At 73.1% G+C, this 19,881-nt stretch carries 16 protein-coding genes; 8 read left to right on the forward strand and 8 right to left on the reverse strand.

The features are described from left to right. Positions 1-30 precede the first annotated feature (30 nt). From CFP65_RS04925 to CFP65_RS04935, 3 genes are all read right to left on the reverse strand, one after another. Positions 31-4,326 (reverse strand): HAMP domain-containing protein, encoded by a 4,296-nt coding sequence (locus tag CFP65_RS04925; protein WP_104814923.1) that lies wholly within the window; start codon positions 4,324-4,326, stop codon positions 31-33. Positions 4,327-4,465: 139 nt separating this feature from the next. Continuing rightward, positions 4,466-4,801 carry a helix-turn-helix domain-containing protein gene (locus CFP65_RS04930; RefSeq protein WP_104814924.1) on the reverse strand — a complete coding sequence of 112 codons (336 nt, stop codon included), beginning with the start codon at positions 4,799-4,801 and terminating at the stop codon, positions 4,466-4,468. Between the two features lie 51 nt (positions 4,802-4,852). Next, entirely contained in the window at positions 4,853-5,209 is a 357-nt protein-coding gene (locus CFP65_RS04935) for a hypothetical protein (protein WP_158702042.1), read from the reverse strand. 446 nt (positions 5,210-5,655) lie between these two features. Here CFP65_RS04935 and CFP65_RS04940 point away from each other — a divergent pair, with 446 nt between their 5' ends. The 7 genes from CFP65_RS04940 (at position 5,656) to CFP65_RS04970 (ending at position 14,373) form a co-directional block, all read left to right on the forward strand. Continuing rightward, positions 5,656-6,360 (forward strand): DUF6426 family protein, encoded by a 705-nt coding sequence (locus CFP65_RS04940; protein ID WP_104814926.1) that lies wholly within the window; start codon positions 5,656-5,658, stop codon positions 6,358-6,360. Positions 6,361-6,595: 235 nt separating this feature from the next. Then, positions 6,596-8,863: a catalase gene (locus tag CFP65_RS04945; RefSeq protein WP_104814927.1), complete on the forward strand. Its 2,268-nt coding sequence runs from the start codon at positions 6,596-6,598 to the stop codon at positions 8,861-8,863. 151 nt (positions 8,864-9,014) lie between these two features. Next, a complete protein-coding gene (locus CFP65_RS04950) occupies positions 9,015-9,920 on the forward strand; it encodes a DUF1206 domain-containing protein (RefSeq protein WP_174805501.1) in 906 nt (301 codons plus the stop codon). A 135-nt stretch (positions 9,921-10,055) separates the two neighbouring features. Continuing rightward, a complete protein-coding gene (locus CFP65_RS04955) occupies positions 10,056-10,445 on the forward strand; it encodes an STAS domain-containing protein (protein ID WP_254552240.1) in 390 nt (129 codons plus the stop codon). 121 nt (positions 10,446-10,566) lie between these two features. After that, entirely contained in the window at positions 10,567-11,193 is a 627-nt protein-coding gene (locus CFP65_RS04960; RefSeq protein ID WP_104814928.1) for an ATP-binding cassette domain-containing protein, read from the forward strand. Beyond that, complete coding sequence (locus tag CFP65_RS04965; RefSeq protein ID WP_104814929.1) at positions 11,190-13,133, forward strand: YhgE/Pip family protein; 1,944 nt, start codon at positions 11,190-11,192, stop codon at positions 13,131-13,133. Before CFP65_RS04960 ends, CFP65_RS04965 begins: the two co-directional genes overlap by 4 nt. Before the next feature lie 229 nt (positions 13,134-13,362). Beyond that, on the forward strand, positions 13,363-14,373 hold the full coding sequence (locus CFP65_RS04970; protein WP_371682362.1) for a YdcF family protein: 1,011 nt from the start codon (positions 13,363-13,365) through the stop codon (positions 14,371-14,373). 80 nt (positions 14,374-14,453) lie between these two features. Here the strand turns inward: CFP65_RS04970 and CFP65_RS38710 are convergent, their stop codons facing one another. The 3 genes from CFP65_RS38710 to CFP65_RS04980 all read right to left on the reverse strand — a co-directional run bounded on the left by CFP65_RS38710 (position 14,454) and on the right by CFP65_RS04980 (position 16,429). Further along, a complete protein-coding gene (locus tag CFP65_RS38710; protein WP_158702043.1) occupies positions 14,454-14,609 on the reverse strand; it encodes a hypothetical protein in 156 nt (51 codons plus the stop codon). Between the two features lie 48 nt (positions 14,610-14,657). Then, on the reverse strand, positions 14,658-16,151 hold the full coding sequence (locus tag CFP65_RS04975; RefSeq protein ID WP_104814930.1) for a phosphatase PAP2 family protein: 1,494 nt from the start codon (positions 16,149-16,151) through the stop codon (positions 14,658-14,660). Between the two features lie 107 nt (positions 16,152-16,258). Next, the gene (locus tag CFP65_RS04980; RefSeq protein ID WP_104814931.1) at positions 16,259-16,429 is read right to left on the reverse strand and encodes a hydrophobic protein; all 171 of its coding nucleotides are present in this window, start codon (positions 16,427-16,429) and stop codon (positions 16,259-16,261) included. 186 nt (positions 16,430-16,615) lie between these two features. Between CFP65_RS04980 and CFP65_RS04985 the strand changes: the two genes are divergently transcribed. Then, positions 16,616-17,824 (forward strand): PP2C family protein-serine/threonine phosphatase, encoded by a 1,209-nt coding sequence (locus CFP65_RS04985; protein WP_104814932.1) that lies wholly within the window; start codon positions 16,616-16,618, stop codon positions 17,822-17,824. A gap of 156 nt (positions 17,825-17,980) precedes the next feature. Here CFP65_RS04985 and CFP65_RS04990 read toward each other — a convergent pair whose 3' ends face one another. Both CFP65_RS04990 and rpe read right to left on the reverse strand, forming a co-directional pair. After that, positions 17,981-18,940: a pirin family protein gene (locus tag CFP65_RS04990; protein ID WP_104814933.1), complete on the reverse strand. Its 960-nt coding sequence runs from the start codon at positions 18,938-18,940 to the stop codon at positions 17,981-17,983. A gap of 151 nt (positions 18,941-19,091) precedes the next feature. Further along, positions 19,092-19,775: a ribulose-phosphate 3-epimerase gene (gene rpe / locus CFP65_RS04995; protein ID WP_104814934.1), complete on the reverse strand. Its 684-nt coding sequence runs from the start codon at positions 19,773-19,775 to the stop codon at positions 19,092-19,094. Between the last annotated feature and the right edge of the window lie 106 nt (positions 19,776-19,881).

The raw sequence follows: 19,881 nt of genomic DNA on the forward strand, positions 1-19,881 counted from the left end.
GGTCAGCGGTGCACGCGCAGCGGCCGGCGCTCACCGGTCGGCGGGGGCCGCGGCCTCCGGCGCGAGGTGCCCGGTGATCCGGCTGATCAGCTCCCGCGCGTCCACCGGCTTGGTCACGTAGTCGCTGGCCCCGGCCGCGAGACTCTTCTCCCGGTCACCGAGCATGGCCTTGGCCGTGACGGCGATGATCGGCAGTCGGGCGTGCTCGGGCATCGCCCGGATCGCGGCCGTGGCGGCGTAGCCGTCCATCTCGGGCATCATGACGTCCATCAGGATCACGTCCACGCCTCGGTTGGCGGCCAGCGCGTCGAGGGCGGCCCGCCCGTTCTCCGCCTGGATCACCCGCATCCCGTGCAGTTCGAGGATGCCGGTGAGCGCGAAGAGGTTCCGGTCGTCGTCGTCCACCACCAGGGCCGTGCGCCCGGACAGTCCGCTGGCCTGCCCCGAATCCCAGGCGGCCTCCACGCGCCGCGCCCGGGACAGGATCGAGCCGGGCTGCTCCGCGCTCATGTGCAGGGCGATCCGCTCGCGCAGCTCGTCCAGGCTGGCCAGCACCTCCACTGGCCGCTCCAGGCCGGCCAGGGCGAGCGGGTCGTCCTCCCCGGCGACCTGGCGGGCGCGGTGGACGAGCACCGGCACCTGCTGCAGGGCGGGGTCACGCTCCATCGCCTCCAGCAGCTGCACGGCCGTGCCGTCGGGCAGGTCGAGCTCCAGCACCACGCAGTGGCAGGGGGTCTCGGCCAGGCTGGCCGCCGCCTCCTCGGCACCGACGGTGGTGACGATCTCCCGCCGCTGCTCCTGCGGGCCGGTGAGCCCGGCCAGGGCGTTCTCCGCCACCAGGCTCAGCAGCCCGTGCGGGCGGGATTCCACCACGAGCAGCCGGCGCGGCGCGGCCGGCTCGGGACGGGGCTCGGGCCGCCGCGCCCGCTCGGTGCCGTCCTCGGCACCGACCTCGGCACCGGCCTCGCCGGGCAGCGCGGGCTGCGCGGGGCCGTCCGGGACGGCCGTCCGGGTCACGGGCAGGTAGAGCGTGAAGGTGCTCCCGGCCCCCACCTCGCTCGCCACGGTGAGCGCGCCGCCCAGCAGGTAGGTGATCTCCCGGCTGATCGACAGGCCCAGACCCGTCCCGCCGTACTTGCGGCTGGTGGTGCCGTCGGCCTGCTGGAAGGCCCCGAACACGGTCTCCAGGTGCTGGGCGGCGATGCCGATCCCGGTGTCGACGACCCGGAAGGCGAGCACCGGGCCGCCCCGGCGCACCACCGCCGGCAGCTGCTCCTCGGCGGCGAGCTCGATGTGCAGCTCGATGCTGCCGGTCTCGGTGAACTTGACGGCGTTGGAGAGCAGGTTGCGCAGCACCTGGCGCAGCCGGTAGTCGTCGGTGACCAGTTCCTCGGGCACGTCGGGGTCGGTGCGGACGGTGAAGGTGAGGTTCTTCTGACCCGTCATCGGACGGAAGGTGGCCTCGACGTAGTCGAGCAGCGCGCGCAGCGGGATGGCCTCGATGTCGAGGTCCATCTTGCCGGCCTCGACCTTGGAGAGGTCGAGGATGTCGTTGATCAGCTGGAGCAGGTCGGAGCCGGCCGAGTGGATGATCCCGGCGTACTCGACCTGCTTGGCCGTCAGGTTCCGGTTCGGGTTCTGGGCGAGCAGCTGGGCGAGGATGAGCAGGCTGTTGAGCGGGGTGCGCAGCTCGTGGCTCATGTTGGCCAGGAACTCCGACTTGTACTTGGAGGCCAGCGAGAGCTGGTGGGCGCGGTCCTCCAACTCCTGGCGGGCCTGCTCGATCTCCCGGTTCTTGGTCTCGATGTCGCCCTTCTGGGCGGCCAGCAGCTCGGCCTTCTCCTCCAACTCGGCGTTGGATGCCTGGAGTTCCTCCTGTCGGGCCTGCAACTCCTGCGAGCGGGTCTGGAGTTCGGCGGTCAGGCGCTGGGATTCGCCGAGCAGCTCGTCGGTGCGGGCGTTGGCGATGATGGTGTTGAGATTGACGCCGATCGCCTCCCGCAGCTGCTCCAGGAAGTCGCGGTGCACCTGGGTGAAGGGCCGGACGGAGGCCAACTCGATCACGCCGAGCACCTGCTCCTCCACCGTGATCGGCAGCACGACCAGGGCGAGCTGCTCGGTACGGCCGAGGCCCGAGGCCGCGGAGAGGTAGCCCGCGGGCAGCTGGTCGGCGGTGATGGTGCGCCGGCTCCGGGCGGCCTGGCCGACCAGCGACTCGCCGAGCCGGAACCGGGTGGGCCGGGCGCCGTCCGGGTAGGCGTAGGAGCCGACGAGCTGCAGGGCGGTGCCGTCCTCGGTCTCCTCCGCCAGGTAGAACGCGCCGCACTGGGCGCCGACCAGCGGGGTGAGCTCGTCCATCACCGACTCGGCGACCAGGCTCAGGTCCCGGCGGTTCTGGAGCAGCGCGGCGATCCGCGCCAGGTTGGTCTTGAGCCAGTCCTGGTCCTCGTTGGCCCGGGTGGTCTCGCGCAGCGACTCCACCATGAAGTTGATGTTGTCCTTGAGGTCGGCCACCTCGCCGGAGGCGTCCACGGTGATCGACCGGGTGAGGTCGCCGGCCGTGACGGCATTGGTCACCTCGGCGATCGCGCGGACCTGGCGGGTCAGGTTGCCGGCCAGCTCGTTGACGTTCTCGGTGAGCCGCTTCCAGGTGCCGGAGACGCCCTCCACCTCGGCCTGGCCGCCGAGCCGCCCCTCGCTGCCGACCTCGCGCGCGACCCGGGTGACCTCGGCGGCGAAGGAGCCGAGCTGGTCGACCATGGTGTTGATGGTGGTCTTGAGCTCAAGGATCTCGCCGCGCGCGTCCACGTCGATCTTGCGGGTCAGGTCGCCGCGGGCCACGGCGGTGGTGACCTGGGCGATGTTGCGGACCTGGCTGGTCAGGTTGTGCGCCATGAAGTTGACGCTGTCGGTGAGGTCCTTCCAGGTGCCGGCCACGTTGGGCACCCGGGCCTGGCCGCCCAACTGGCCCTCGGTGCCCACCTCCCGGGCCACCCGGGTGACCTCGTCGGCGAAGGCCGACAGCGTGTCCACCATGGTGTTGATCACCCCGGCCAGGGCCGCGACCTCGCCCTTGGCCTCCACGGTGATCTTCTGCGACAGGTCGCCCTTGGCCACGGCGGTGGCCACCTGGGCGATCGAGCGGACCTGGCCGGTGAGGTTGGAGGCCATCACGTTGACGTTGTCGGTGAGGTCCTTCCAGGTGCCGGAGACACCGCGCACGGTGGCCTGCCCACCGAGGTTGCCCTCGGTGCCGACCTCGCGCGCCACCCGGGTGACCTCGTCGGCGAACGCGGAGAGCTGGTCGACCATCGTGTTGATGGTCTCCTTCAGCTCCAGGATCTCGCCCCGGGCGTCCACCCGGATCTTCCGGGTCAGGTCGCCCTCGGCGACGGCGGTGGTGACCGAGGCGATGGCCCGGACCTGGGTGGTGAGGTTGTCGGCCATCACGTTGACCGAGTCGGTGAGGTCGCGCCAGGTGCCGGAGACGTCCCGCACGTCGGCCTGGCCGCCGAGCCGCCCCTCGGTGCCCACCTCGCGGGCCACCCGGGTCACCTCGCCGGCGAAGGAGCCCAGTTGGTCGACCATCGTGTTGATGGTGTCCTTCAGCTCCAGGATCTCGCCCCGGGCCGTGACGTTGATCTTCTGCGACAGGTCGCCCTCGGCCACCGCCGTCGCGACCTGCGCGATCGCGCGGACCTGGCCGGTGAGGTTGCCGGCCATGAAGTTGACCGAGTCGGTGAGGTCACGCCAGGTGCCCGAGACGCCCTTGACGTCGGCCTGGCCGCCGAGGATGCCCTCGGTGCCCACCTCCCGCGCCACCCGGGTCACTTCACCGGCGAAGGAGGAGAGCTGGTCGACCATCGTGTTGACGGTGTTCTTCAGCTCCAGGATCTCGCCCCGGGCGTCGACGGTGATCTTCTGCGACAGGTCGCCCTTGGCCACGGCGGTGGCCACCTGGGCGATGTCACGCACCTGGGTGGTGAGGTTGCCGGCCATCGCGTTGACCGAGTCGGTCAGATCGGCCCAGGTGCCGGAGACCCCCGGCACCTTCGCCTGCCCGCCGAGCCTGCCCTCGGTGCCCACCTCCCGCGCCACCCGGGTCACTTCGGAGGTGAAGGAGCCGAGCTGGTCGACCATCCCGTTGAAGACGGTGGCGATCTCGCCCAGCAGCCCGCCCGCCTCGCTGGGCAGCCGGGTGCCGAAGTCGCCGTCCCGCACCGCCGTCAGGCCGGCCAGCAGCCGCCTCAGCTCCGGCTCTCCGTCGGCCTCGACGGCCGCCAAGCCGATGCCGTTGCCACTCCGAGGAGTTGTCGAGCCGGCCATCGTACGTCGCCTTCCTCTCACCCGCCCCGACGGCCTCTCGGGCACTGGCGGGAGCACATCGGTCACGTACCGCGAGGAGTCGTTCCCCGTCGGTACCGGATCAAGCACTGCGCGACCAGGCCCCGACGGGCCTTCGCGGCTACAGTTCTGACGAGGCGTCAGCCAGGCGGCCCACACCACTGCCGGCGAGCGCCTCCAGGAGCTCGGCGACGGTGGACCCGGCGTCGGCGGGGTGCCGCAGGTGGGTGCCGCCGATGAGGCTGTAGTGGTTGGCGCGGCCCACCCGCTCGTGGGTGAGGTACCCACTCTCCTCGAGGTCGGCGATGATGCGCTGGACTGCCCGCTCGGTGAGCAGGCACTTCAGCGCGATGTCCCGGACGCGGATGCCGGGGTCACGGGCGATCTGGACCAGCACCCGGGCATGGTTGGTCAGGAAGGTCCACTTCCCCTGCGCGGTGGCGATGCCGTTCTGCATGCCCCCACCATAGGACCAGCTTGTCACGACTTACAAGACACGACAATGGTTTCAGGTATCGGAGGTCAGGTCCGCTCCCGCGTACACCCCCATGCCCAGGGCCCGTTCGAGCTCGTCGATCCGCGCGGCGCACCCCGCCTCGGGCGCCGTGCCGGGGCGACCGCCCCCGGAGCGGGCGAGCGCCACCTTCGCCACCAGCGGCCCCAGCACGATCAGCGGCAGCGCGACGATCCACACCAGCCCGGAGCACAGCGCCATCGCCTCCACATGCGGCCGCTCCTGCCGCTCGAACGCCTCCACCCCACACGGGCCGGCCTGCCGGAACCGGGCCTTCCGCCGTTCGACCACGGCGCGCGCCGTCACCAGCGCACCCAGGGCGTAGCCGCCCATGACTCCGATCCACGTCAACAGCACGTCGCCCCCTGATCCTCCGACCCGTCCGGCACAGCAGCCGTCTGCCCCGGCGCCACGACGCCTAACGCGACCACGGCCGCCGAGCACCGGGCGCCCGGGCGCAGGCGCGGCAAATCCGGCCAGCCTGCCCGGGTGCCTCCGCCCGGGCCCACGCTCACCCACCGGATCAGCCGCGCCGCACCCCGCCCCGGCCGGGGCCCGCCGTCCGCCCACCGTGACGTGGCGGCCTGCAACTTGCTGCCACCCGCTCGCCGTTCAGCTCCGCGCACCGCCTGCCGTCGACTCCGGAACACTCCGTGACGGGAGCCCCGGAATCGGCTGAGAAAAATGAAGCTCATGTCTGAAATTCATTCTGGCGAATGCCGGGAGGCTCTGCGAGTGTTGCGCCGCGCCAGCCGGCGCTCCGTCCGACCGCCCCCTCCCCTGGAGACATCGAGTCCATGGTCCTCAAGAAGCTCTTGGCCGCCACAGCGCTCGGCGCCGCCCTGTTCACCGCCGTGCCCGCCCTGGCCGCACCGCAGCTGGCCTCCGCCACCACCCCCTGCCTCGACGACGGCTCCGACGACTCCTGCATCCCGCCGGACCCGGGCGGCTCCGGCGGCGGCACCGGGGGCACCGGGGGCAGCACCGGTACCGGCTCCCTGGACGTGAGCGACGGGAACGTCGGCGACCCGGTGCCCGACATGCCCCGGGTGGTCATCACGGGCGTCCGCGTGCCCGAGCCCTTCGCCCCCGCGAGCCCGAACATCCCCAGTTACTGGAACGGCGCGGCCCCGGGTGCCGGCACCTACAGCGCCGGCAAGACCTGGGACATCCCGCAGAACTGCTACATCAACCACTCGACCGCGGTCGCCAAGATGACCGAGACCATCACCTACGCGGTGACCTACCAGGTCAGCACCAACATCTCCGCCACCGCCGCCGAGGTCCTCACCGCCACCCTCGGCACCCAGCTGAACAGCAGCATCACCAAGACCTACACCATGGAGATCACCCTCAACCCGGGCCAGAGCTGGCGCCTGAACGTCCAGTACCAGACCGTGGTCTACGCCATCACCACCAAGAACGCGTTCGGCCAGCTCAACACCGAGTACGTCAACGTCACCAAGCCGACCGGCGTCCTGACCGGCTCCGCCTGCAGCTGACTCCTTCCCTGCCCCACCGCACCCGGCCCGGCTGGCGGAGCACTCGCTCCCCGGTCGGGCTCCGTCCTTCAGTGCCCCTCCGCAAGCGTGCGCTGCCCAGAGCTGGGCAGACGGGTCGACGGCAGCCCGGGGCGGTGCGCCGCCGCGTGGAGTCGGAGGGCCCTGCCGGTGTTCGTCCGCACACTCCGGGCCTTCCGTCCCAGCCCGGGCGGACACCTACGGACCAGGAGGACCGATGAGCAAGTCGAATCCGGTGCACAGGCTGGTCGACGCCGTGGCTGACGCCGTGTCCGACCGCAGCGCCCGCGACCGGCCGCCGGTGCCGGGAGCGCCCGGCGCAGAGCCCGCCCCGCTGGCGGAGCCCACCGAACCGCGCGCGCCGCTGCCGCCGAAGCCCGACCAGGGCGCTCCCGACACGGTGTCGGCGACGGGTCGTGGCGGCCGCGGCCCGGCGGAGGTGCGGTCGCAGAACGGCGGCTACCTCACCACCGCCCAGGGCACCCGCCTGCCCGACGGCGACCATTCGCTCAAGGCGGGCCCCCGGGGCCCGGTGCTGCTGCAGGACCACCACCTGCGCGAGAAGATCACCCACTTCGACCACGAGCGGATCCCCGAGCGGGTGGTGCACGCCCGGGGGGCCGCCGCACACGGTGTGTTCCGGGGCTACGGCACCGCCACCCCCGTCTGTGCGGCCGCCTTCCTCGCCGAGGGCGCCCAAACGCCGGTGTTCGTGCGGTTCTCCACCGTGCTGGGTTCGCGCGGCTCGGCGGACACCGTGCGCGACACGCGGGGCTTCGCGACGAAGTTCTACACCGGCGAGGGCGTCTTCGACCTGGTCGGCAACAACATGCCGGTGTTCTTCGTCCAGGACGCGATCAAGTTTCCCGACGTCGTGCACGCCGCCAAACCCCACCCGGACCGCGAGATCCCGCAGGCCCAGTCCGCCCACGACACGTTTTGGGACTTCGTGTCGCTGCACACCGAGGCCACCCACCACACGCTGTGGAACATGTCCGACCGGGGCATCCCGCGTTCGTACCGGATGATGGAGGGCTTCGGCGTCCACACCTTCCGGCTGGTCAACGCCGAGGGCGCGAGCACGCTGGTGAAGTTCCACTGGAAGCCGAAGCTGGGCGTGCACTCGCTGGTCTGGGAGGAGGCGCAGCTGATCGGCGGCCTGGACCCCGACTTCCACCGCCGCGACCTCGCGGACGCGATCGAGGCCGGGGCGTTCCCGCAGTGGGAGCTGGGCATCCAGACCTTCCCCGACACCCCGGAGCAGACCTTCGCGGGAATCGACCTGCTCGACCCCACCAAGCTCGTGCCCGAGGAGCTCGCCCCCGTGCAGCCGATCGGACTGATGACGCTCACCGCCAACCCGAGCAACTTCTTCGCCGAGACCGAGCAGGTGGCCTTCCACCCCGGCCACCTGGTGCCCGGCATCGACATCACCGACGATCCCCTGCTGAGCGGTCGTCTCTTCTCCTATCTGGACACCCAGATCACCCGGCTCGGCGGCCCGAACTTCGCGCAGATCCCGATCAACCGCACCCACGCGCCGGTCAACGACATGCAGCGCGACGGATTCCACCAGGACGCCGTGCACAGCGGCGTCGCCCCCTACAAGCCGAACTCCCTGGACGGCGGCTGCCCGTTCTTCGCCGGCGCCGGCGAGCACGCGTTCGTGGAGCACCCGACGCCGGTCGCCGCCGCGGCCAAGGTGCGCGCGGCGCCCGCATCGTTCGCCGACCACTTCAGCCAGCCCCGTCAGTTCTGGCTCAGCCTCACCCCCGTCGAGCAGCAGCACGTCATCGCCGCCTACACCTTCGAGCTGTCCAAGGTGCACGAGCCGGCGATCCGGGAGCGGATGGTCGGCGTCCTGGCCGCCGTCGACCCGGTCCTGTGCACCGAGGTCGCCGCGGGCCTCGGACTGCCCGCCCCCGAAGCCGGTGCGCCGTCGGCGCAGGTCGAGCCAAGCCCGGCCCTCTCCCAGCTCGGCGCCGCCTGGCCTACCGACGGCCGCGTGGTCGGCATCGTCGCCGACCCGGCGGGCGGCCCGGAGCTCGTACGGCAGGTGCGGGACGCCGTGCGCGAGGCCGGGATGACGGCGCTGATCATCGCCCCCACCACCGCGCCCCTGGCCGACGACCTCCCCGTCCAGCGGACCTTCGCCGCCGCCCGCTCCGTCGAGTTCGACGCGCTGGTCCTGCTCGGCTCCCCCGGCCCGGGCGCCGACGACCACGGCGCACGCGATGCCAAGTCCAACGGCCCCTCCCCCGTCGACTCCCGCATCGCGCTCCTGGTCAACGAGGCCTACCGCCACGCGAAGCCCATCGGCGGCCACCCCGCGGCCAGGGCCACCTGGGCCGCCGCCGGCATCGACCCGCACGCACCCGGCGTCCTGACCGACGAGGACCTCGACGAGCTCCTGGCCGGCCTGGTCAGCCTGCTCGCCACCCACCGCGTCTGGGACCGCTTCCCCGCCACCGGCCCCCGACCCTAGGGGCACTCGGCCGACCCGTCGATGCCGGCGTACTGGTCAGGTCGGCTGCGGGGCAGTCGAGTTGACGGTCCGTGCGTGCTTCGAACGGGGTCGGGCAGACGAGGGTGCAGCGGCGCGCGCGGCGCACCCACCTCGTGGAGGGGAGGGCACCATGGCGTCGTGGCTCACGCACCGGGTCGGGACGGGCAGACGAGAGGGCTCGGGGTCGTCGATCCCGGGCCCCGGTGAGAAGGGCGCGCTGCGCAGCGCCGGCCGGGCCGGGTTCGTGGCGCGCGGAGTGGTCTACGTCCTGATCGGCGTCCTGGCCTTGGAGATCGCCTTCGGCAAGGACGGCGGGCAGCAGGCCGACCGGCAGGGCGCCCTGCACCAGGTGGCCGCTCAGCCCTTCGGCCGGGTGATGCTCTGGCTGCTGGTGGCCGGATTCGCCTGCATGACCGTCTGGCGCACCTCGCTCGCGGTGTCCGGCGAATCCGGCCGGAGGGGCACCGGCAGCCGGGTGCTCAGTGCCGGACGCGCGGTGTTCTACGCCACGGTCTGCTGGGGCACCGCCGGTTACGCGGCGGGCGGCGCCGGCCAGGCGGGCGGCGCCGGCCAGGCGGGCGGCGCCGGCCAGGCGGGCGGCGCCGGCCAGGCGGGCGGCGATGCCCAGCCGCAGGACTGGACCTCGTCGGCGCTCCAACTCCCGGGTGGGCGGGTACTGGTGGGCATCGCCGGGGTGGTGCTGTGCGGCGTCGGCCTGGGTGTCGCGGTCGGCGCCGTCCGGCGCAAGTTCCTGGAGGAGCTCGACTGTACGAGGATGAGCGGGCACACCCGCAAGGTCGTGACCGTGCTCGGCCTCGGCGGCAACACCGCCCGTGGCACGGTCTTCGCCGGTGCCGGGGTCTTCCTCCTCGTCGCGGCCCTCCGGTTCGACCCGCACCAGGCCAAGGGCATGGACGCCACGCTGCGGAGCTTGGCTCGCACCCCCGCCGGTCCCTGGCTGCTCGTGCTGATCGCGCTCGGGCTGGTGCTCTTCGGGGTCTTCTCCTTCGCGTCCGCCCGCTGGCGCCGATTCTGACCGCGGGCGCGCCGGCGCCGAGCTCGGAGAAGACCCCGCAGGGCGTCCAGGTGTCCCTGCCGGGGGTGGCGTGAGCTCGCCGAGGCGGGGCAGAAGGAGAGCGCCCTGCCCGAACGAGCCCCGAGGAGACCCCCAGTGTCCGTGCCCGCTCCCGTCGAAGCCCTCCCGCTGAACGTCTCCTGCACCACCCGGGACGAGCTGGCCGTGCTCACGGTCACCGGCGAACTGGACGTCGCCACCGGCCCCCTGCTGTACGTGCACCTCGCCAACCAGCTGAAGCACGGCCGCCGGCACCTCGTCCTGGACCTGGGCGGCGTGCCGTTCATGGACTCCTCCGGACTGAACGTCATCATCCGGGCCGCACGCGCCACCAGGACCGAGCACGGCAGCCTGACCCTCGTGGCGCTGACCCCGCAGGTCGACCAGCTGCTGCACCTGACCGGGATCGGCCTGACCCAGCAGGTCCTCCCGGACGTCGAGTCGGCGGTGAGCGCCCTCGGCCTCGAGCTGCCCGCCGAAGAATGAGGGGAGATTTCGCGGCCGTACCAGGCATGCTCCGCCCCGATCGGGTTACTCGTGGGTAGTGGAGATACATGGCGTAGCGGTGACAGCCCGGGGTGCCGGCCTTCGCGGCCCCCGGGGACCTGTGTTCGAGGGCGTCGACCTGGACGTGCCAGCCGGGGGGATGCTGGTGGCCCACGGTCCGGCCGGCTCCGGCCGGACGGCGCTGCTCCTGGTGCTGGCCGGCCGGATGCGGCCCGGCTCGGGAGTCGTCCGGCTCGACGGCGGCCCGGCCGTGGGACGCCGTCGGGCCCGGCAGGCGGTGGCGGTGGCCCGCGCGGAACCGGCGGTCGGCCTGGAAGGCCGGCTACGCGTGCGCGAGCTCGTCGCCGAGCGTCGCTGGATCGAGCGGGCGGCCACCCCGCGCAGGATCGTCGAGGCGGCCCGGCTGGTCGGCCTGCGCGGCCTGCGAGGTGACGCCCTGGCCGAAGACCTCGCCCCGCTGGAGGCACTACAGCTCGCCGTGGCACTGGCCTTCGCCGCCGGGCCGGCGGCCCTGGTGGTGGACGGGGTGGACGACGGCCTGCCGGACGCCGACCGCCACCGGGCCTGGCAGGGCCTCGAAGCCGTCCGCGCATCCGGCTGCACCGTACTGGCCTCGGCCCTCCAGCCACCCCCGGCCGCCGGCCCGGACACCGTCCTGCTCGCCCTGCCGGCGCGCAGTGCCGACCGCCTCCCGGCCGCCCGCCCCGCTGCCGAGGAGGCCGCGTGAGCGCCCTGCGGCTGGCCCTCCTCGAACTGCTCCGCTTCCGCGGCCCGCTGCGCCGGTTCGTCCCCGTGCTCCTCTGCCTGGTGCCGCTGCTCTACGGCGCCATGTACCTGTGGGCCAACTGGGATCCGTACGGCAAGACCGGACGGATCCCGGTCGCCGTGGTGGACCTGGACCGGCCCGTCGTCAGCTCCCAGGGCCAACCCGTCCGTGCCGGCGAACAGTTGGTCCAGCAGCTGAAGGCCGCCGGCACCTTCGGCTGGCGGTTCGTCGACCAGGCCACGGCCGCCGCCGGGCTGCGCAGCGGCCGCTACGCCTTCACCATCGAGATCCCGCCCGACTTCAGCAGCCGGCTGGCCACCGGGGCCGACCCCCGGCCCGAACAGGCCGGGATCCGGATGGAGCTCAACGACGCCGGCAACTACATCGCCGGTGTGATGACGGAGGTCGTCCAGTCCAAGCTGGAGGCGCAGATCGATTCCGCGACCCACGCGGCCTACGTCCGTAGCCTCTACGGCCAACTCTCCACCGTCCACGACAAGTTGCGCACGGCCTCGGACGGTGCGCACCGGCTGGCCGACGCCACCGCCACCGCCCGGCAGGCCGCCGCCACCTTCGCCTCCGCCACCGACGCCGCCCACTCCGGCGCGGCCCGGCTGGCCACCGGGGCCGACCAGATCAGCCAGGCCGTGCAGCGGATCGACTCGGCCGCCGACCGGCTGAACGGCGCCGTCACCAGCCGGCTCCCACCGCTGGCCGACACCTTGGCCGACACCGTGAGCCTCGCCGCAGCGGGCGCGGACGCGGTGCACGACGGCACCTCCGAGGTCCACCACGGCACCGCCTCGGCCGTCACCGGTCTCCAGCGGTTCGCCGACGGCCACCCGGAGCTGGCTCAGGACGCGGCCTTCCAACTGGCCCTGCAGGACGCGCAGTCGGCGGACGCCCTCGCCGGACGGATCGACGGCCGGGCCGCCGCCGCGGCCACCGACGCACACCGGGCCCAGCAGGGTGCGCAGGACCTCCGGCGCGGCACCGGGGCGCTGCCGCAGCAGGTGGCCGCCCTGCAGGCACCGCTGCGGCTGGTCGACTCGGGGGCGCAGTCGGTCGCCTCCGGCGCGGCGACGCTCACCCAGGGGCTCGCGACCCTCCGGCAGGGGGCGGACACCCTGGACAGCGCGGGCGACCAGGCTCAGGGCGGCGCCGCCGAGCTCTCCCGCACGGTGGACGACCAGCTGAACCGGATCCCGGTGCTGGACGCCGGACAGGTGGACCACGCCGCCGAAGTGCTCGGCTCACCCGTGCGCATCGACCGGCACAACCTCCACCCCGCCGGCGTCTACGGCCGCGGCCTGGCGCCGTTCTTCATCGGCATCGCCCTGTGGGTGTTCGGCCTCTTCGCCTACCTCCTGCTGCGGCCGGTCAACCGCCGGGCGCTGGCCGGGCGCACGGGCGCGGTCAGCCTCGCGGTGGCCGGGTGGCTGCCCGCCGCGGCCCTGGGTGCGGTGGCGGCCCTGGTGCTCTACGGCGTGGTCGACCTGACGCTCGGCCTAGACCCGGTGCATCCGGTGGCCACCGCCGCCCTGGTGGTGCTGGCCGCAGGCTCCTTCGTGGCGGTCGACCACCTCCTGCGCACCGCTCTGGGGGTGGCGGGCGACGCCCTGTCGGTGGTCCTGCTCATCCTGCAGCTCACCGCCTCGGGAGGCCTCTATCCGATGGCCACCACACCCGCGTTCTTCCAGGCGCTGCACCCGTTGCTGCCCATGACCTACCTGATCGACGGCCTGCGGGTGACCGTCTCCGGCGGCCTGACGAGCCATCTGGCGCGGGATGCCGTGCTGCTGGCCGGCTTCGGCCTGCTGTGCCTCGCCCTGACGGCGGTGAGCCTCCGTCGGCAGCGCGTGTGGACGATGGCCCGGCTGCACCCGGACATCCGGTTGTGAACGGGCCGCCGGCTGGGCACCCGGCCGGTCCGGACCACGGATCCGCCCCCGTGTCGGGACGGACCGAGGCAGGTGGAGTCCTGGTTCCGGACCGGTTTCGCACGCGCTGAGTAGGATCCGGGAGACGGCGAAGAACGCCCTGACGGCCTCGGCGCCCGCGGCCGGCCGTACGCGGCGCAGCCGCACCGCCGAGGTGGCTGACGGGAGCAGAGCGAGGAGCACGACAGCCTTGTCCTACCTGCCCTACGGCCTCGCGGCAGCGGTGGCTCTGCTGGTCTTCCTGCGGCGCTTCCGCGGGGACCGGCGCCGCTTCGGCAACGGCGTCCTGCTGGGTCTGGTCACGCTCTTCCTGGCGGCCGGCTCGATCGTCGAACTCCACCGCCACCCTCATCCGGTGGCCCGGGTGATCACGGGCGCCCTTCTGGTCGCGGTCGTGCTGAGCGCCCTGGCCGTCGCCGGGTTCCTGCTGGTGAACGGGGTCCGGATGATCCACCGGGAGGGCCACCGGAACCCGATGAACGCGCTGTCGCTGCTCGCCGGTGCCGGGATCCTGTCGCTGCTCGGTCTGGCCGCTCTCGCGGCCTTCGCGGACAGCGGCCCGCTGCGGGCAGTCGCCGGTGGCGTCCTGCTGGTGGCCGGCTACCTCTCGTTCCTCTTCGTCTGCTTCCTCGGGTACGCGTTGCTCTACCAGCGGGTGGTCCCAGGCGGTCAGGTGGACTTCGTCGTCGTGCTCGGTGCCGGACTGACCGAGGGTTCCACCGTCCCGCCGCTGCTGGCCTCACGGCTGGACCGGGCGTTGACGCTCTACCGACGCCAGGCCGCACGCGGAGGGCACCCCGTCCTGCTGGTGTCCGGCGGCAAGGGTTCGGACGAGCAGCTGAGCGAGGCGGAGGCGATGAGCCGCTACCTGGTCGCGCACGGGGTGCCCGAGGAGCACGTCGTCCAGGAGGGCTCCTCGGCCAGTACCTCGGAGAACCTGGAGTTCAGCAGGGAGTTGATGGAGCGGCTGCGGCCCGGCTACCGGTGCGTCGTCGTCACCAACGACTTCCACGCGCTACGGGCCGCCATCACCGCGCGCCGGGCCGACGTCCGCGGTGACGCCACCGGGGCACCCACCGCGGCGTACTACTGGCCCAGCGCCACCCTGCGGGAGTTCGCGGCCGTCCTGGTCTCCTACCCCGTCACCAACACGGTGGCGTGCGCCGTGCTCGCCGCTGTCGGCGCCATGGCCGGCCGATGATCCGGGCCGGCACCCGGCGGCACCCGGAGAGTGGCCCGGCCAGGGCCGTGAGGGGGATCGTGCCAGGCGGCACCGCGCGATCACCTGCCCGCGATGTCGAACTCCGCCCACACCGACTTCCCCGGCGCGTCGGCGCGCGGGGCATGACCCCACCGGCTGGCGAGCAGCGCGATCGCGTGCAGCCCGTGCCCGCCCGGCCTGCTGGGGCTGTGCGGCAGCCGAGGCCTGGGCAGCACGCGGAACGGTCCAGGACCTCGATCAGCAGGACTGGCGGCGGTGGTGTTTCAGGGCACCGCCGGGTGAACGGGCCGGTAGACGGTCAGCGCGGCGGTGGCCTTGGCCAGGCGCAGCCGGGTGGGGGCGGGAACGGCCTCGCCGTCGACGGCGTAGTGCTCGACGCCGTGCAGCCCGGTGATGTCGAGGGCGCTCAGGCGTGCCTCGTGGTAGACGGGCGAGGTGGCGAGGGTGCCGGTGAGGAAGGCGAGCAGCAGGCGGGTACGGGCGAAGGGCCGGCTGCCGTCGACGGCGCGGATGTCGAGGAGCCCGCCGTCGAGCTCGCTGCGGTGGGTGGGGGCAAATCCGGGCGGGTCGTAGGCGCCGTTGCCGGCGAAGAGCATCCACACGCTCCTGGGCGTCCCGGAGACGGTCAGCTGCACCGGTCGGGCGCTCGCCAGGACACGGGCGAGGGCGACGGCCAGGGCGGGCCACTTGCCGAGACGCTCCTCCAGGCTTTCGCGGACGCGGACGAGCTCGGGGTAGACGCCGATGCTGAAGGTGTTGAGGAACGGGCGCGGGTCACCGTCGTCACCGATGGCCAGGCCGAGGTCGACGGCGCGGGCGCTGCCGGCCTTCACGGCTTCGGCGGTGGACTGCACCGTGTGGGTGCCCAGGTCGACGGCGAAGTGGTTGAGCGTGCCGCCGGGGAACACCGCCAGCGGCAGGCGTTCCCGCGCGGCGACGGTCGCGGCCAGGTTGACGCTGCCGTCGCCGCCGCAGATGCCGAGCGCCCCGTTCGCCTTGAGGGCCGCGGCGGCGGCCTGGTCCAGCCGTGCGGCGAGGTCGTCGCCGTCGCCGCACAGCTGGATCCGGGCGTCGGGCAGTTCGTGGCGTAGCTCCTCGACGAGTTGCTCGCGAGTACCGGCGAGGGTGCCGGAGCCCGCGGTGCCGTTGACCACGATGTGGAGGCCAGCGCCGGTGGGCAGGGCGGGCGCCTCCACGGCAGGGGCGGCGGTGCCCGCCGGGATCCGGTTGCGGCGGGGCCACCAGCGCAGGGTGAGGGCGGCCGTCCCGGCACCGAGGGCGGCGCCGGCCAGGACGTCGCCGGGGTAGTGGACACCGACGTAGACGCGCGAGGCCATGACGGCGGCGGCCACGGGCGCGGCCACCGCGCCCAGGACCGGGGACTCGATGGCCAGGGCGGTGGCGAAGGCCGCGGCCGAGGCGGAGTGCCCGGAGGGGAAGGAGCTGGTGATCGGCTGCTTGAGCAGTCGCCGCACCACCGGTACGGGGTCGAGGGCCGGGCGGGGGCGGCGGGCGAGCCCCTTGGCCGCGATGTTGGCCAGGGTGGAGGCGAGCAGCAGGGAGCCGGCCCCGCGCAGTGCGGCTCGCCGCGCCGTGCGGGTGCCGCTGGCTCCCAGGACCGCCGCACCGGCCATCCAGAGCTTCCCGTGGTCGGCGGCGCGGGTCAGGTGGGAGAGCCACGGGTCGGCCCCGCGCAGCCGACGCGAGGCGACCTTGACGAACAGACGGGCGTCGAGTTCGTTCAGGGCTTTCCTCATGCGAGTCTTCTCTCTCATCCGTGCGGGTGGTGAAGGACACCAGAACTGGGGGCGCTTCCACGAAGGATGCGCCCCCAGACCTGAGCTGTCGCGGTATGCGAAGACGGCTACCAGCGGTACCAGCGGCCGCGCGTGCCGGAGGCACCGGTGCCACGGGCGACGAAGCCGAGCAGCCAGACCACCAGCACCACGACCGCGACCCACCACAGGACCTTGAGCGCGAAACCCGCACCGAACAGGATCAGGGCGAGCAGCAGCACCAGCAGAAGGGGAACCATCGTCAGCAACCTCCACAGTCGGTCGAACGGCCGGACGCGCACTCGCCTGCCCCGCTCGGCGCCGCTCATGCACGGCTCAGCGGTGCGTTCCGGCGGCGTGGCTGCGGCGTGGCTGCGGCGTAGCAGGTTGGAATTCCTCGGACCATCGCGGGAAGGTGAGAGTTCCGGACCTTCGAGGAGGCTGACGTGACGCGGGAGCAGATGGTGCTGGGAGAGGTACTGGCGACGGCCGAGGCAGCGGCGCCGGTGGACTCCCTCGACGTGGTGGCGCGCAACCTGCGCGAGCGGTTCGGCGCCCGCTACGTCTCCTTCCTGTTCCTCGACCTGATCGGCCAGAGCGTGGTGCGGGTGGCCGAGGACGCCACCACCCTGCACGGACGCGGCACCGAGCGGATCCGGCTGACCGGCAGCCTCTACGACCAGGTCCTGCGTACCCAGAGGCTGGTCCGCGCCCCGGACGAGGCCGACGGGCAGGGGCACCGCCTGATCGCCCCGGTCACCAACCGCGGCGACGCCATCGGCTTCCTGGAGCTCTCCCTTCCCGGCGTCCCCGGCGCCGACACGCTGGAGCAGGTGGAGCAGGCGGCCCACGCCCTCGCCTACATCGTGGTCACCGACCGCCGCTTCACCGACCTCTACCACTGGGCCCAGCGCACCGCTCCGGTCAGCCTGGCCGCCGAGATCCAACGCCAGCTCCTGCCCACCGCCGCCTGCTGCGAGGCCGCACAGTTCACCCTGGCCTGCGCCCTCGTCCCGGCCGAGAGCGTCGCCGGCGACACCTACGACTACGCCCTGGACCGCGAGACCGTGCACCTGTCCCTGACCGATGCCATGGGCCACGACCTCAACGCCGCGCTCATCGCCACCCTCCTCGTCAACGCCTCCCGGGGCGCCCGCCGGGTCGCGGCTCCCCTGGCCGACCAGGCCGACCACGCCCACCGCGCGCTCCTCGAACACAGACCCGGGGTCCTGGCCACCGACCAGCTGCTGCGGATCGCCTTGGACGGGAACGGGGCGCAGCTCGTCAACGCCGACCACCCGCACCCGCTGAGGCTGCGCGAGGGCACCGTCGAGCACCTGCCCCTGCGCGCCGACCTGCCCTTCGGCGTCGAGGGGCAGCGCTGGTACCGGGTGCAGGACCTCGACCTGCGGCTCGGCGACCGGCTGCTGCTCTACACCGACGGCATGCAGGAACACCAGGCGGAATCCGTCGACCTGCCGGCCCTCCTGACCGCGACCGCCGCGGAGCGCCCGCGCGAAGTGGTGCGCACCCTGGTCGCGGCCGTCACCGAGGCCCGCGACGGCAAGCTCCAGGACGATGCCACCGTGATGTGCCTGGACTGGCACGGCCCCACCACCGAGGACCGCCGAGCCCACGCGGGAGCCAACACTTGAAGCCGCACCCCGGACGGGACGCCCTGGGGCAGGCGCGGCCCGTCCGGGGTGCGGCTCCCTACGGACCGACGGCCCGTACCCGGGTCCAGGTCACCTCCGCCTCGGAGCTGGCCACAACCTCGGCTCACTCCTCGCGCGGGTGCGAACACTCGCAGCTCAGCGCGCCCGCCCGCGCGCCTTGAGCGGCACCGGCGGCAGCTCCGGCGCCGCCAGCCGGTCGCCGTCGAAGCCGTGGACCTCGCCGAACGAGGACCCCTTCTCCCACTCCTCCCGCGCCTGCGCCATCTCCTCGCCAGTGCGGGTGATGAAGTTCCACCACATGACGATCCTCTCCTCGAAGGGGACGCCGCCGAGGAGCAGGATGCCCGCGTCGGTGCGGGCCCGGAGGGGGAGTTCGCGGCGGCCGTTGCCGAGGTAGAGGAGCGAGCCGGGCTCGACGGTGACGCCGTCCACCTCGACACTGCCGGTCATGGCGAGGACGGCGTACTCGAACTCCGGCTCCAGCGGGAGGCGGTGGGCCGCGCCCTCGCGGAGCTTGAAGTCGGCGCCGACCAGCGGGGTGTAGGCGGTGCCGGGGGAGGTGGCGCCGTCCAGGGTGCCCATGATGACGGTGGCGTCCAGGCCGGCGGCGGTGACGGTCGGGAGCGAGCCGTGGTGCTCGAAGGCCGGGGCGGTGTGCCGGTGTTCGTTCGGGAGGGCGACCCAGAGCTGGGCGCCGTGCAGGACGCGCGGGTGCGCCTTGGGCGACTGCTCGGCGTGGGTGATGCCCCGGCCGGAGGTCATCAGGCCGAGCTCGTAGGGGCGGACGGTCTGCAGGCTGCCGAGGCTGTCGCGGTGCAGGATCTCGCCGTCGTGCAGCCAGCTGACGGTCTGCAGGCCCAGGTGCGGGTGCGGCGGCACCATCATCCCGGCCTCGTGCTCCACGTCGTCCGGCCCGTAGTGGTCGACGAAGCACCAGGCCCCGACCATCCGCCGCCCGAGGTTCGGCAGCAGCCGCCGCACCTGGGTCGACTCACCCAGCGGCACCTGACGCCCGGTCAGCAGGTCCTTCACCGGCCCGGTGCCGGCCTCGCCGCCGCAGGGGGTCGGGGTGGGCTTGAGGTCGAGGTTGCTCACGCGTGCTCCATCCATCGGTACCGCCGGTACGACCGGGCCGTCACCCACGATCATCCGTCAGACACCCACCGGGCACGAAGCGAACACCCCCGACCCCGTCAGAGTCGCCCGGACAACGCCCGTCGGAGTCGCACCGCCCGACCGAGCGGCATCAGTGCGCGCAGGCCCACGGCGCCTTCGCCGTCGCCCCCGCCGCCTGCGCCCGCAGCGCCCGCACCGCCTCCGCCGGATCGTCCGCCCCGTACACCGCCGACCCCGCCACGAACACGTCCGCGCCGGCCTCGGCGCAGCGCTCGATGGTGGCGGCGGAGACGCCGCCGTCCACCTGGAGCCAGAGGTCGAGGCCGTGCTTGGAGATCAGCTCCCGGGTGCGGCGGATCTTGGGCAGCATGATGTCCAGGAAGGCCTGCCCACCGAAGCCGGGCTCCACCGTCATGATCAGCACCATGTCGAGCTCGGGCAGCAGGTCCTCGTACGGCTCGATCGGGGTGGCCGGCTTGAGGGCCATCGAGGCGCGGGCGCCCTTGGCGCGGATCTCCCGGGCCAGCCGGACAGGGGCGGCGGCGGCCTCGACGTGGAAGGTGACCGAGCCCGCGCCGGCCTCCACGTACTGCGGGGCCCAGCGGTCCGGCTGCTCGATCATCAGGTGGCAGTCGAGCGGGATGTCGGTGGCCCGGGCCAGCGACTCCACGATCGGCACGCCGAGGGTGAGGTTGGGGACGAAGTGGTTGTCCATCACGTCCACGTGCAGCCAGTCCGCCCCTCGGACGGCCTCCGCCTCCTCGCCCAGACGCGCGAAGTCGGCCGACAGCAGGCTCGGGTTGATCAAAGGCATATCCGGGTACCTCACAGCTCGGTGCGGGCGGCGGGAGCGGCCGCTTCGGTCCATCATCCTCCCTGAGCCCCGCACGCCACGAACGCCTGCCCGAAAACCACTCCAC

The organism is Kitasatospora sp. MMS16-BH015, from assembly GCF_002943525.1.
Classification (GTDB): Bacteria; Actinomycetota; Actinomycetes; order Streptomycetales; family Streptomycetaceae; genus Kitasatospora.

Excerpts from the sequence above, each read along its gene's own strand:
- CFP65_RS04925 (WP_104814923.1), bottom strand. The coding sequence starts at position 4,326 with ATGGCCGGCTCGACAACTCCTCGGAGTGGCAACGGCATCGGCTTGGCG.
- CFP65_RS04930 (WP_104814924.1), bottom strand. The coding sequence starts at position 4,801 with ATGCAGAACGGCATCGCCACCGCGCAGGGGAAGTGGACCTTCCTGACC.
- CFP65_RS04940 (WP_104814926.1), top strand. The coding sequence starts at position 5,656 with ATGGTCCTCAAGAAGCTCTTGGCCGCCACAGCGCTCGGCGCCGCCCTG.
- CFP65_RS04945 (WP_104814927.1), top strand. The coding sequence starts at position 6,596 with ATGAGCAAGTCGAATCCGGTGCACAGGCTGGTCGACGCCGTGGCTGAC.
- CFP65_RS04950 (WP_174805501.1), top strand. The coding sequence starts at position 9,015 with ATGGCGTCGTGGCTCACGCACCGGGTCGGGACGGGCAGACGAGAGGGC.
- CFP65_RS04975 (WP_104814930.1), bottom strand. The coding sequence starts at position 16,151 with ATGAGGAAAGCCCTGAACGAACTCGACGCCCGTCTGTTCGTCAAGGTC.
- CFP65_RS04980 (WP_104814931.1), bottom strand. The coding sequence starts at position 16,429 with ATGGTTCCCCTTCTGCTGGTGCTGCTGCTCGCCCTGATCCTGTTCGGT.
- rpe (WP_104814934.1), bottom strand. The coding sequence starts at position 19,775 with ATGCCTTTGATCAACCCGAGCCTGCTGTCGGCCGACTTCGCGCGTCTG.